At 40.9% G+C, this 12,288-nt stretch carries 11 protein-coding genes; 6 read left to right on the top strand and 5 right to left on the bottom strand.

The features are described 5' to 3' along the window. Positions 1 to 97: 97 nt before the first annotated feature. The 3 genes from ACFPU1_RS12160 to ACFPU1_RS12150 form a co-directional block, all read right to left on the bottom strand. Positions 98 to 472: a YtxH domain-containing protein gene (locus ACFPU1_RS12160; protein ID WP_385941502.1), complete on the bottom strand. Its 375-nt coding sequence runs from the start codon at positions 470 to 472 to the stop codon at positions 98 to 100. 141 nt (positions 473 to 613) lie between these two features. Continuing rightward, positions 614 to 1,699 carry a 3-phosphoserine/phosphohydroxythreonine transaminase gene (gene serC / locus ACFPU1_RS12155; protein WP_385941499.1) on the bottom strand — a complete coding sequence of 362 codons (1,086 nt, stop codon included), beginning with the start codon at positions 1,697 to 1,699 and terminating at the stop codon, positions 614 to 616. Between the two features lie 226 nt (positions 1,700 to 1,925). Next, positions 1,926 to 2,354 carry an HIT family protein gene (locus ACFPU1_RS12150; protein ID WP_385941496.1) on the bottom strand — a complete coding sequence of 143 codons (429 nt, stop codon included), beginning with the start codon at positions 2,352 to 2,354 and terminating at the stop codon, positions 1,926 to 1,928. A 226-nt stretch (positions 2,355 to 2,580) separates the two neighbouring features. Here ACFPU1_RS12150 and ACFPU1_RS12145 point away from each other — a divergent pair, with 226 nt between their 5' ends. From ACFPU1_RS12145 to ACFPU1_RS12125, 5 genes are all read left to right on the top strand, one after another. Beyond that, positions 2,581 to 4,173, top strand: a complete 1,593-nt coding sequence (locus ACFPU1_RS12145) for a long-chain-fatty-acid--CoA ligase (protein ID WP_385941494.1) — start codon at positions 2,581 to 2,583, stop codon at positions 4,171 to 4,173. A 159-nt stretch (positions 4,174 to 4,332) separates the two neighbouring features. Next, the gene (locus ACFPU1_RS12140) at positions 4,333 to 4,824 is read left to right on the top strand and encodes a PCYCGC motif-containing (lipo)protein (RefSeq protein WP_385941492.1); all 492 of its coding nucleotides are present in this window, start codon (positions 4,333 to 4,335) and stop codon (positions 4,822 to 4,824) included. 167 nt (positions 4,825 to 4,991) lie between these two features. Then, positions 4,992 to 5,735, top strand: a complete 744-nt coding sequence (locus ACFPU1_RS12135) for an ABC transporter ATP-binding protein (protein ID WP_054635562.1) — start codon at positions 4,992 to 4,994, stop codon at positions 5,733 to 5,735. Then, positions 5,732 to 6,949, top strand: a complete 1,218-nt coding sequence (locus ACFPU1_RS12130) for an ABC transporter permease (RefSeq protein WP_385941489.1) — start codon at positions 5,732 to 5,734, stop codon at positions 6,947 to 6,949. The genes ACFPU1_RS12135 and ACFPU1_RS12130 overlap by 4 nt, the downstream gene beginning before the upstream one ends. A gap of 44 nt (positions 6,950 to 6,993) precedes the next feature. Further along, positions 6,994 to 7,749 (top strand): EcsC family protein, encoded by a 756-nt coding sequence (locus ACFPU1_RS12125; protein WP_385941486.1) that lies wholly within the window; start codon positions 6,994 to 6,996, stop codon positions 7,747 to 7,749. A gap of 12 nt (positions 7,750 to 7,761) precedes the next feature. On the opposite strand, the gene ACFPU1_RS12120 is transcribed toward ACFPU1_RS12125, so the two are convergent. Both ACFPU1_RS12120 and ACFPU1_RS12115 read right to left on the bottom strand, forming a co-directional pair. Continuing rightward, positions 7,762 to 8,931, bottom strand: coding sequence for a M20 metallopeptidase family protein (locus tag ACFPU1_RS12120; protein ID WP_385941484.1), 1,170 nt, complete (start codon positions 8,929 to 8,931; stop codon positions 7,762 to 7,764). A gap of 168 nt (positions 8,932 to 9,099) precedes the next feature. Next, a complete protein-coding gene (locus ACFPU1_RS12115; RefSeq protein WP_385941952.1) occupies positions 9,100 to 9,825 on the bottom strand; it encodes a cytochrome c biogenesis CcdA family protein in 726 nt (241 codons plus the stop codon). Positions 9,826 to 10,097: 272 nt separating this feature from the next. On the opposite strand from ACFPU1_RS12115, the gene ACFPU1_RS12110 reads away from it, so the two are divergent. Next, complete coding sequence (locus tag ACFPU1_RS12110) at positions 10,098 to 12,218, top strand: transglycosylase domain-containing protein (RefSeq protein ID WP_385941481.1); 2,121 nt, start codon at positions 10,098 to 10,100, stop codon at positions 12,216 to 12,218. Positions 12,219 to 12,288: the final 70 nt, after the last annotated feature.

Below are 12,288 nucleotides of genomic sequence, written 5' to 3'. Positions count from 1 at the left end.
AGATTTCCCCCCTTATTATAGGCAGATACTTTCTTACTATTATGACAACAATTGAGTAAGGAATAAAGGAGAACTAAGATTTTTTTATAAAATAACATTATTTATTTTCATTACCATCAGCTTCTTTCCTTATTTTTTCACTTAAAGTGGCAATCGTGTCTGAAATTTCCTGAACTTCTTTTTGAATTGCCTGTACTTCAGGCTTTACTTCCTCTTCATAACGGTTATAGGTTCTTTGCATCTCTGAGGAAAGATTTGAGAGTGCTTCTTTTCCTTCTGTAGAAATTTCATTCCACTTTTCTTTTATCTCATCCTTTTTATTGAGCGTCTGTTCGTTAAGCGCTGTCCATTCCTCTTTTCTTTTAGCCTTTTCTCTTAGCTCTTTTCCTGATTGGGGCGCGGTTAACAGCACGTAGGCTCCTCCTATTAAAACGCCTGCTGCTATTCCGGAAACAATTGATTTTGTATTCACGATTCTCGCTCCTTTTTCGAAATATTTTTACGGAAAACTCTTATTTGGTTATTTTCCTCTTTTCTGTATCCCTTCAAACTATTATTTAAAGATACCTTTGAGAAAAAAGCACAGGACGGAGGTCCTGTGCAATTAAAGTTATTATCCGTGCTGTTGCTGAAACTCAACCATAAAATCTCTAAGGGCTTTACAAGACTCGATTGATACAGCATTGTATATGGATGCGCGGCAGCCGCCAACCGAACGATGGCCGTTTAAGCCAATCATGTTACGTTCTTTGGCTTGATTTAAAAACAGTTTGTTAAGCTCATCATTAGGCAGATTGAAAGTCACGTTCATTAAGGAGCGGCTGTCTTTATCAGCGTGGCCTTTATAGAAGCCATCACTCTCATCAATAGCTTTGTAGAGAATATCTGCTTTTTCTTTATTTCTTTTCTCCATGCCTTCTAATCCCCCATGCTCCTGAATCCACTCAAGAACGTTTTTCAGCATATAAATACCAAAAGTTGGAGGTGTATGATACAACGAATTAGATTTCGTGTGTGTGTCATATCTCAGCAGCGTAGGAATATCATCAGGAATTTTCTCAAGAAGGGATTTCTTAAGTATAACCACAGTAACACCTGATGGACCAAGATTTTTTTGAGCACCGGCGTAAATAAGAGAGAATTTTTCCAAAGGGATTGGACGGCATAATATGTCACTGGACATATCAGCCATTACGGGTGTATCCCAATCAAATTCAAAGGATGGCCACTGGGTACCAAAAATGGTGTTGTTGGTAGTAAGGTGGACATAAGAATCTTTTGGATCTACGTCTATTTCAGAAAGTTCCGGGATACGGTCGTAATTCGTTTCCTTGGAAGAAGCTCCTGTTTTCGTTTCACCAAGAATTTTGGCTTCCTTTAGAGCCTTTTCAGACCATGAGCCGGTAAGTATATAGTTTGCTGTCTCTTCTGACTTTAAAAAGTTCATAGGGATCATGGAAAATTGCAGACTTGCACCGCCTTGCAATAAAATAACCTCGTAATCATCAGGTACGTTAAGAAGCTCTTTTAGAAGCGATATTGCTTTATTATGTACGTTGTCGTATTCTTTGCTCCGATGACTTAATTCCATGACAGACATGCCTGTTTCTTCAAAATTAAGAAGTTCCTCTTTCGCTTTTTCTAATACCTCGGCTGGCAAGGCAGCAGGACCGGCGTTAAAATTATGGGCTCGGTTCATTTTCTCTCTCCACTCCTTTTAAATCTCTGGTAATTAGGGTTACTTTGCTTTACATATTTAATACGTTACAGTTTTCTGTTAAATTTGTGAACCTTCTAACACCATAAAAAAAGAAAATTTAAAGCAAACATTCCGGGAAAAGAACAAATTGTGATTTTTTCAGTTCTCTTAAAACGAAAGAGTCAAAACCAACCGATAAAAAAAGCGCACCTTTATGGTGCACTTTTTACATATTTTGTTGCACAGCTTTAGCCATTTCCTGCAACTTTTCCGGGGAGTAATCGGAACTATTGTCCTCCCAGGTCGGTTGGAATCCATCATTTTCGTCATATCGAGGAATGAAGTGTAAATGATAATGGAACACAGACTGAGATGCTGCTTTTCCGTTGTTATTCACAAGGTTCATCCCTTTAGGCTGGAATTCTTTTCGTAATGCACGTGCAATTTTCGGAGCAGTTGAAAATAAATGAGCAGCTGTTTCCTCTTCAAGTTCAAAAATATTTTCCTGGTGATCTTTGGGAATTAACAAGGTGTGTCCCTTAGTCACTTGTCCAATATCCATAAATGCTACTACGTGTTCATCTTCATAAACAGTTGCTGAAGGTATTTCTCCACCTATTATTTTACAAAAAATACAATCGGGCGAGTGAGACATATGATTTCCTCCTTATGAAAAGACATCCTAGCCTTAGTGTAGCAAAAAATGGTATTGCCTGTACAAGAATAGTTATGTTGTATAACAATTGCTCAAAAAAATATATCAGTAGAAAAGGATTTTACCGTAGTTCTAAATTTTCTTACACTTTTAGCAAATGTGTTGTACTATAGTTGTGAGGCAGAAAAAATATTGAAATAGCAATGAAGGGAAAGGTGGAACTGTTATGTATGTCCCTCTCGTATTAACACAATTTCTAGACCGGGCCGTAAAGCTGTATAGTGAAAAGGTTGCTGTAATTGATGAAGAAAGGGAAACCACGTACAGAGAGTTAAACAGCAGGGTAAATCAGCTTTCTCATGGATTGAAAGCGCTTAACATCAGAAAAGGGGACAAGGTAGCGTACTTAGCCCCTAATACTTTGGAAATGCTTGAAGGGTTTTATGGAGTATTTCAGCTTGGAGCTGTAATGACTCCGCTAAATACAAGATTAAAGCCAGAAGATTATCTTTTTATTTTAAACCATAGTGAAAGTAAAGTGCTGTTTGTTGAAAAGGAACTTTACCCGTTAATAGAACCGATCAAAGATCAGCTGACTACAATTGAAACAATCATTGCCCATGGAGCAGCCGAAGATCAGGAGAATTATTACAGCTACGATCAGTGGCTTACGCAATTTCCAGACTCAGCCTTTGACCGGGAGGAACTTGATGAATCTGATATAGCGAGCCTGCTTTACACGAGCGGAACCACTGGAAACCCTAAAGGAGTGTTGTTAACGCACCGGTCTAATTACTTGCATGCTCTGACCGTTATGCATCATCTTAGAGTCACTGACAGAGATACTCTTCTACACGTGCTTCCTATGTTTCATGTTAATGGGTGGGGATCGCCTTTCTACTATACTGCTAACGGGGCAACACAGGTTATGCAGCGTAAAGTCGACCCGAAGGAAATTTTTAAAAAAGTCGACAGGTACGGGATAACCATTGCTCATATGGCTCCGACCGTTTTAAATATGCTTCTCGAAGAGCATAGTCTGAACCCTGAAGAACATGTGCTCGGACAGGATATGAGAGTGGTCATTGCCGGGTCAGCGCCGCCGCCGGCGTTTGTCACAAAAGTGGAGGAGGACTTTGGCTGGGAATTTATCCAGGTATATGGGATGACGGAGATCTCCCCTTTAGTTACCATCTCAGATATTCCTTCTACGTTGGAACACTTGCCGAAAGAAGAGAAACACCTGTTAAAAGCAAAAACAGGGTATTCCATGATAGGCACTGACGTGAAGGTTTTAGATGAAAACGGGGAGGAAGTGCCTCGTAACGGAACAACGATTGGAGAAATCGCCGTCCGGTCCAATAATGTAATGGAAGGATACTTGAAAAATCCGGAAGCTACCTCAGAAACGATACGAAACGGGTATCTTTATACAGGGGACATGGCTGTGGTCTATGATAATAATTATATAGAAATAGTAGATCGGAGAAAGGATGTTATTATCAGCGGAGGAGAAAACATTTCTTCAATCGAAGTGGAAGGAGTGCTGTATAATCACCCAGCTGTTTTGGAAGCAGCCGTTATTGCTGTTCCTCATGAGAAATGGGGAGAGGTGCCTCACGCTGTGATTGTACTCAAACAAGGAGCCCAAGCTGATGAAGAAGAATTAATTTCATTTGTCCGCTCTAAAATGGCTCATTTTAAGGCCCCAAAAGGGATCACCTTCACAGACGCCCTGCCAAAAACTGCCTCTGGAAAGATACAAAAAGTACAAATCAGAAAGGACTTCTGGGGAGAAAACGACCGAATGGTAAATTAAGAGGCAAGGGCTCGGCCCAGGATGAAAAGATTGGTTTTAGAATATTTACAGTGAGCCCTATTCTGTCATTTCCTCGACAAAAATTATCTCTCAATCCTCATATTTGCTGTGCTATAATTTTTTCTAGGTATCTTATCGACAGTAAAGGAGAGAGCTGTTATGAAATGGCTGAGTATTCTAATGTTCGCAGTTCTACTGACAGGATTGGCAGGATGCGGGAATGAAAATGCAGACGGAAGTCCAGCAGTCGGGGAACAAAAGGAGCACGGCTTTGATATCTTAGAAACCACAGCTTCAGCTGCAGAACTTCCTGAGTTTCTGGAGCATACTCATGAAGATATTTCCTCTGTCTATGCTGAGTCTGTCCATCATAAAGACCTTCTTGAACATATTCCCTGTTACTGTGGTTGTTATGAATCTGCAGGCCACCGGAATGTGTATGACTGCTTTGTAAATCAAGTAAATGAAGATGGTACAATTACTTGGGATGATCATGGCATGAAATGCGGTGTTTGTCTTGAAATAGCATATTCTGCTGTTCAAATGAGTGAAAATGGTGCTTCAGACAAAGAAATCAGAGATGCTATTGATGACTACTATAATACAGGTGACTATCCTGAAGCTACTCCTACTCCGCAGCCAGAAGCGTAAAGACTACAAAAACAGCTTTCTTTTCTTTATAGGAGAAAGCTGTTTTTTCTATGAAATAGACGTAAAGGCAGTACATTTTGCTATAGGAACCGGAGCAACGTATAATATCTAATTACATACTTTACATGTCAGAGACGATTATCTTTATAAAAAAAGGGGCATCCACTATGGCACGGTTACTCGAAATAGAGGAAGTAAGCGGAGGGTACAACATACATAAACCAATACTTCACGACCTATCTTTCTCTATCAACGAAGAGGAAATAGTCGGTTTAATAGGTTTAAACGGAGCAGGTAAAAGTACTACCATTAAACATGTTTTAGGGCTTATGGAGCCTTCTAAAGGTGAGATCCGCATAAATGGAAAGACCTTTCAGCAGGACCCTGACCGATACCGTTCGAATTTTACTTTTATCCCTGAAACACCGGTATTGTATGAAGAATTAACATTAATGGAACATCTCCGTTTGACCGCTATGGCTTATAATATTGACGAAAAAACCTTTAAAGAACGTTCTGATAAGCTTATTCGGGAATATAGAATGGAAAAAATGCGTAAATGGTTTCCAAGCCATTTTTCCAAAGGGATGCGTCAGAAGGTTATGATTATGTGTGCCTTCCTTGTAGAGCCTGATTTGTATATTGTTGATGAACCGTTTGTAGGTCTGGATCCAGTAGCTATTAAGTCACTACTTGACATGATGATGGAAATGAAGTCTCAGGGGGCAGGGATTTTAATGTCTACGCATATTCTCTCTACGGCCGAACGCTATTGTGACAGGTTCGTATTGCTGCACGAAGGAAGAATTCGTATGCAGGGCAGCCTGAGTGAACTAAGAGAACAAGCTGGAATGCCTGAAGCTACGTTGGATGATATTTACATTGAAATGACAAAGGAAGAAGGATCATGAAGGTTCAAGAATTGTGGGAACATCGATCCCAAACATTTTGGAGTGAAGCAGTCAGGTATCTTCGTTTGATAGGAAACAGCGGGTTTGTGTTCACTTTATATGTCCTGTTTTTGATGGGGGGATACTATTACAGTTCATTTCTGGAATGGCTGCCTCCGGCCTTTCCAGCTGTTCTGTTTTTTTCAGTACTGTTTGCATTGCTTTTGACAAGAAGCCCCATCCGTACCTTCTTAAAAGAAGGAGACCTGGTTTTCTTGCTTCCAGTCGAGACCAAGCTTACTTCCTATTTTAGAAAATCATTGATATATACCTTCATCATGCAGCTCTTTTTCATCGCTTTGTTATTTATGGTTCTCGGTCCCTTATTTTTAGACCGAATTGATCCGGATACAGGTTATCTATTTACTGTCCTTCTTTGGCTTGCTGCAGGGAAATGGTGGAACCTTATAAGCAGGTGGGCAGAGATGAGAATTCAATCTGTCACCACTCGGGATATTCACATTGGTTTAAGGTTTTTAGTTAACGTTACATTCACGTTTTTCCTTTTTTCAGCAGCTCCTGTCGTTTACCCGCTTGTCATCATTGGGGCAATGGTTTTTGTCTATCTTTTTTACTACCGGAAACTTCATACTCAACATGGATTAAAATGGCAGCATGTATTAGAAATGGAAGAGAGAATGGTAAGCTTCTTCTACAGGATTGCTAACTCATTTATCGACGTTCCTCACTTGAAGTCAAGCGTGAAGGGACGTATATGGGCTTCTAAATGGGTAGATAAAGCCGCCCATAATAAGACCTCCGTATACACATATCTTTATGGAAAAACATTTATTAGAGCAAATGATTACTTTGGCATTTATGTTCGGTTGTTTATCGTAGGAAGCTTAGTGATGTCTGTTATTCCTTCAGACTTGGGGAGAGGGTTTTTAGCAGTCTTGTTTATTTACATGACCGGACTTCAGCTTTCCACGCTTTGGAATCATTATGATGTGAAAATTTGGACGGACCTGTACCCGGTCAGACATAAATTAAAAAAGCAGTCTTTCACGTTTATCATAGAGAGACTCCTTTGGGGGCAGGCTCTTTTGTTTAGTGTCATATTAGGACTTTATGGAGTCAATATCTTTATTCTCATAGCCGCTTTAGCCGCCGGTATCGTATTTAGCTCGTATTATGCAAGAAAACTGGTATTTAAAAAAAGGAAAACGGCATAAAGTGGATAAAGAGTCAGCACCTTTGATCAAAGAGGAGGGTTGTTGTGACTGCTTATAAATATGAACAACGCGCTCATGATGAGCTTGAAAGCTGGCTGAGAAAGGTAAAAAAGCCTTCCTCTATGTCTAAGAAACTAACAAAAACAATGCAGACGAAAATGAACAGCTATATTCCAAAGAAAGTTCATGACTCTATAGGGGAAGCCGTAAGGCATGTGGTAAACACAGCTCTGGCAGGGACAGAGTATGGTAAAAAACAAGAAGTCATCTTGCATGCTTCACTAGAAGAAAGGGAAAGAAAACTAGAAGAAACCATTGCTGCATACAGGAGAACAGCAGCAGCTGAGGGAGCTGGCACCGGCGCAGGAGGAATTCTTTTAGGAATGGCAGATTTTCCTCTTCTACTGGGAATAAAGATGAGGTTCTTGTTTTCAGCAGCTGCCATTTATGGCTTTGATACGTCTGATTACAGAGAAAGATTATATATTCTCCATTTATTTCAAACAGCATTTTCAAGTGAAAGAAAGCGTTTGGAAGTAGTCGACAGACTAGAAAATTGGGGAGAGTATATTAAAGATAAACCAAAAGAGCTTTCCTTAAATGACGAGGTGAACTGGACTGAGTTTCAGCTTGAATACCGGGATTTTATTGACCTCCCTAAAACGCTTCAGCTGATCCCGGGCTTTGGTGCTATTGTCGGGGCAGCCGCGAACTATCATTTCCTGGATGTGCTGGCGGAAACAGCAAAGAACGGATATCGCCTCCGTCTTTTAACAGAAAAAGAGGATCCTCATAAATAGGATCCTCTTTTTCTATTTGTATTGAATAACTGCTTTAGCCATCGTTTTCGCTGCGATCAGCATGGCTTTTTCATCAATATCAAATTTGGGGTGATGGTGCGGGTAGGCAGTTTCCCACTCAGGGCTTTTAGCCCCTGTAAAGAAAAAGGTTCCCTTTACATGTTCTAGATAATGGGCAAAATCCTCGCCGCCCATCATTGGTTTCATGTCTTCAATAACCTCTACTCCCGGCACATCTTTAGCAGCAGCAGCCAGATAGGCAGTTTCCTCCTCATGGTTCACTACAGGAGGATACCCTCTAAAGTAATCAAATTCAGCTTGCACATCTGCTCCGAGGCATACACCATCTACTAATCTTTTTAAATCTGCTTCAATTTGATCCCTGACCTCTTCGTTAAAAGTTCTGACCGTGCCAACAAGCTTAGCTGTATCAGCAATCACATTAAAGGCATTGTCCGCTTCAAACTTTCCGATAGAAACTACTGCCGATTCCTGAGGATCTACATGGCGGCTTACAAGCTGTTGTATATTTCCAACAAGCTGAGAAGCAATGACTATGGCGTCCTTTGTAAGGTGAGGCATGGCACCGTGTCCACCTTTTCCAAGGATTTTGATCTCAAAACGATCTGCAGCTGCCATGACTGGCCCTGAGTGATATTGAATCTTTCCAACTGGCTCTGTGGCCCACAAATGGGTTCCAAAAATAACATCGACACCATCGAGACAGCCGTCTTTGATCATTTCAATCGCTCCGCCTGGAGCATACTCTTCTGCATGCTGGTGGATAAAAACAATCGTACCTTTAAGTTCACTCTGAACTTTGTTCAGTGCTTTAGCTAAACCGAGTAATGTGGCAGTATGACCATCATGTCCACAGGCATGCATTACGCCATCAACGGTGGACTTATAAGGGGTTTCTTTTTCATCTTGAATAGGAAGAGCATCAAAATCAGCACGGAGCGCAATGACAGGACCAGGATTTCCGCCTTCCAGACGTGCTACGACTCCTCGACCGCCAACGTTTGTTTCAACTTTGTGGCCAAGTTTTTCGTGAAACTCGGCGATGTATTTAGGTGTATGTACTTCCTGGAAAGAAAGTTCAGGATGCTGGTGAAGATATCTGCGGATATCAACCATTTCATTGTATAGCGTGTCCAGATAATCATATACTTTGTTTTCCATAGTTTCTTAGCCCCCTTTTTGATTTTTTTCGTTAAGCGAAATATTTATCAACAAAGAAGTCTCCCAATTATTCATACAGCCAAGCTTATGCGATAACCCGAAGGTATTGCTGTATGAGCCCAATCTTATTGAGAGACAATGTTATTCTTTTATTCTACCAGAATTAAATTAAATACCGAAAGGAACAAACCTTGCCAAATAACTGGAAATCAGTTGAAAGTATCCGGTAAAGAGCATAATTCCAAGGCCGATCATAATATACCCGCTTATCTTTTGAATGCGAGGAATAATCTTATTTATTTTCTTCATTTTGTTTAAGGAGCGTGAATATAAAAGAGCAACTAAAAGGAAAGGAATCCCGAGTCCGATAGAATAGACAAAGAGCATCACCATTCCAGAAGTCATTGTTTCTGCCTGACTGGCAAGAGTCAAGATAGCTCCAAGAACAAGTCCTATGCACGGTGACCAGCCAGCAGCAAATACTAGTCCGAATACGACTGAGCTTGCAAAGCTGGTTGACTTTTTAGGGTTATGTTTCATTTTCTTTTCAGATAAAAGAGCACGAATAGAAATGATCCCGGCCATTTGCAAACCAAAAATTACAATGATAATTCCGCCGAGCTGTTCAATTAGCGTGTTGTATCTGGCAAAGAACTGGCCGATAAAGGTAGAGGATGCTCCTAAAATAAGGAAAATAATAGTAAACCCTAAAATAAAACCAAGACTTCTTGATACAATCATGCGGCGTTCGGCATGAATTTGGTTTTCTGATATGGTTGTCCCTGTTAATTGAGCCAGATACGCTGGCACCAGGGGAAAGATACAAGGAGACAGGAAAGAAATGACACCAGCTCCAAATGCTAACCAGATGGTTACCTCAGTCAAATAAGGCACCTCCAATGCGAAAGATATTTAAAGAAAAGCACCATAGTAAATTATAGCTTATTTTAGTAAAGAAACAATGGACGAACATTGACATTTTTACAAACGAAACAGCAGTAAGGGGTGAGGAAGTGCAAACTGACCAAGAGTTGTATGTTACAGGAATGTTACAAAAAGATGGGTGCCAGGCACCACAATTGGAGAAAATATATTCAGGTATGAACGAATCTATACTATAATGATTTTACATAAAGAAGTGATCGACAAAAGGAGTTAGTTGTCGAATGAGGATAAAAAGAAAAATTTTATTATGGATGGCCATGCTCAGCGCTGTTTTTGGACTTGGTGTTGCTATATATTTTGCAGTAGTTGTCATCGGGACAGTAGCGATTGATGAGAAACAGCTGGTTATGAATGAAACCTCCCATATTTATGATACAGATGGCGAATTGATAGCAAAGCTATTTCAGGAAGACAGAGAGGTTGTAGACATTAATGACGTACCATCTCACGTGCAAAATGCCTTTGTGGCAATAGAGGATGTAAGATTTTACAATCACCAGGGGATTGACCCGCGAGCAATTGGCCGCGCCCTGTATAGAGATATTCTAGCTGGTGCAAGGGTAGAAGGCGGCAGTACGATCACTCAGCAATTAGCAAAAAATGTCTTTTTGACCCACGACAAAACGCTTTTGAGAAAAACAAAAGAAGTGCTCATTGCAATGAGCCTTGAAAGAAAATACAGCAAGGATGAAATCCTTGGTTTTTATTTAAATAATATATATTTTGGGCACGGAGCCTACGGCATTCAACAGGCTTCACGATTGTATTTTGGAAAAGATGTGGGGGAACTCACAGTGGACGAAGGAGCCCTGCTCGCTTCTCTTCCTAAAGCACCAAGCCATTATTCTCCTGCCAATGATATTGAAAGAGCAGAACAAAGAAGAAATACAGTGTTGGCTGTTATGGAACGCCACGGCTTTTTGACTGCAGAGGAAACGGTGGCTTATCAAGGAAGGTCTCTTTCTGAGGATTTGCAGAGGTATGAAAATAATCCTGCTTATTTCACCTATATTGATATGGTTCTTCAAGAGGCAGAAGAAAAGTATAATCTGACTTCCAGAGAAATCCATACAGGCGGCTATGATATTGTGGTTCCTGTAGATGAAGAGCTGCAGCTGGAAGCCTATGACATGTTTCAGGATTCCGGGAATTTCCCAGGAAATGTTGTAGAGGGCGCATATGTGATGATTGATCACCATACCGGCGGTGTGGCTGCACTCCAAGGAGGAAGAGAATATGTAAGGCATGGCCTTAACCGGGTTAATGTAAAACGGCAGCCAGGATCTGCTATTAAACCAGCTGCGGTTTATGGTCCAGCACTGGAATCAGGAAGCTACCATCCCTATTCCATGCTGGTAGATGAGCAGATTGATTACGATGGTTATTCACCTGCGAACTTTAATGGAGAATATCAAGGGGAAATCTCAATGGCTGAAGCTGTGGCACAGTCAACTAACACAGCTGCTGTCTGGCTTTTTAATGAACTAGGAGTAAATTATGCAACCTCCTGGATGGAAGATTTCGGCCTTCCTGTTGAGGATGACGGGCTGGCAGTGGCATTAGGCGGTCTTTCTACAGGCTATACCCCCCTTGAAATGGCCTCAGCATATACAGCCTTTGCAAATGAAGGAAATAGAGTAGAGCCCTATGTCATTGAAGAAATTTATGATAGGAATGGGCAGCAAATAGGGGAAGCAGACCCTGAATTAAATGAAGTAATAAGTCCTCAAAATGCCTGGTATATGACAAGGCTGCTAGAAAATGTCGTCACGGAAGGTACAGGTACTGCCGGGGCCACAGAGCATGCATTAGCAGGCAAGACAGGGACAACAACAGGAGCGAGAGATGCATGGTTTGTCGGTTTCACACCAAAATGGACCGGGGCGCTGTGGATGGGGTACGACGAAGCTGTTGAAGAAGAATCGATTGCCAGCAGCTCCTATCCTACAGCCTTATTTAAAAAGATTTTGAATGGAAAGGATCTGGATCGAGAGAGCATTGCCTTTCATAAGCCGGAAGACGTGAAAGATTTAGAAGAACCGATACAGCTTGCAAACATTGGTGACTTAAATGCCTCACTCAGCTTGAGAGGTGGAGGTCTGCTGAATGTAAACTTATCCTGGACGCCCTCGCAGGATGATCGAATTATTTATCAAGTTTATGAAGTGAAAAATGGTGAAAGTGAAAAGGTTGGAGAAGTGGAAGGAAAAGGTGAATATACAGTTGACGGTGTCAATATGTTTTCATTAGATGATTACATGATCGTCCCCTATAATCCACTTACAGAAACAGAAGGCGAACCTTCTAATGTGGCTGAGGTTAATATCGGTTTCTCTTTTTAAATGCTTTATAAACTTGCGTGTTTGACATTCAGGAACTGTCCCACACCTTCCTTCGAAAAAAATGAGTCAG

This window comes from Thalassorhabdus alkalitolerans (assembly GCF_042656525.1).
Taxonomy (GTDB): domain Bacteria; phylum Bacillota; class Bacilli; order Bacillales; family Marinococcaceae; genus Thalassorhabdus; species Thalassorhabdus alkalitolerans.
The sequence above is the reverse complement of the archived record's forward strand: the minus strand, read 5'-3'. Positions and strand labels throughout refer to the sequence as shown.

What these genes read in the sequence shown, in the direction of transcription:
- serC (WP_385941499.1), bottom strand. Translation starts at nt 1,699, where the DNA reads ATGAACCGAGCCCATAATTTTAACGCCGGTCCTGCTGCCTTGCCAGCC.
- ACFPU1_RS12150 (WP_385941496.1), bottom strand. Translation starts at nt 2,354, where the DNA reads ATGTCTCACTCGCCCGATTGTATTTTTTGTAAAATAATAGGTGGAGAA.
- ACFPU1_RS12145 (WP_385941494.1), top strand. Translation starts at nt 2,581, where the DNA reads ATGTATGTCCCTCTCGTATTAACACAATTTCTAGACCGGGCCGTAAAG.
- ACFPU1_RS12140 (WP_385941492.1), top strand. Translation starts at nt 4,333, where the DNA reads ATGAAATGGCTGAGTATTCTAATGTTCGCAGTTCTACTGACAGGATTG.
- ACFPU1_RS12135 (WP_054635562.1), top strand. Translation starts at nt 4,992, where the DNA reads ATGGCACGGTTACTCGAAATAGAGGAAGTAAGCGGAGGGTACAACATA.
- ACFPU1_RS12130 (WP_385941489.1), top strand. Translation starts at nt 5,732, where the DNA reads ATGAAGGTTCAAGAATTGTGGGAACATCGATCCCAAACATTTTGGAGT.
- ACFPU1_RS12120 (WP_385941484.1), bottom strand. Translation starts at nt 8,931, where the DNA reads ATGGAAAACAAAGTATATGATTATCTGGACACGCTATACAATGAAATG.
- ACFPU1_RS12110 (WP_385941481.1), top strand. Translation starts at nt 10,098, where the DNA reads ATGAGGATAAAAAGAAAAATTTTATTATGGATGGCCATGCTCAGCGCT.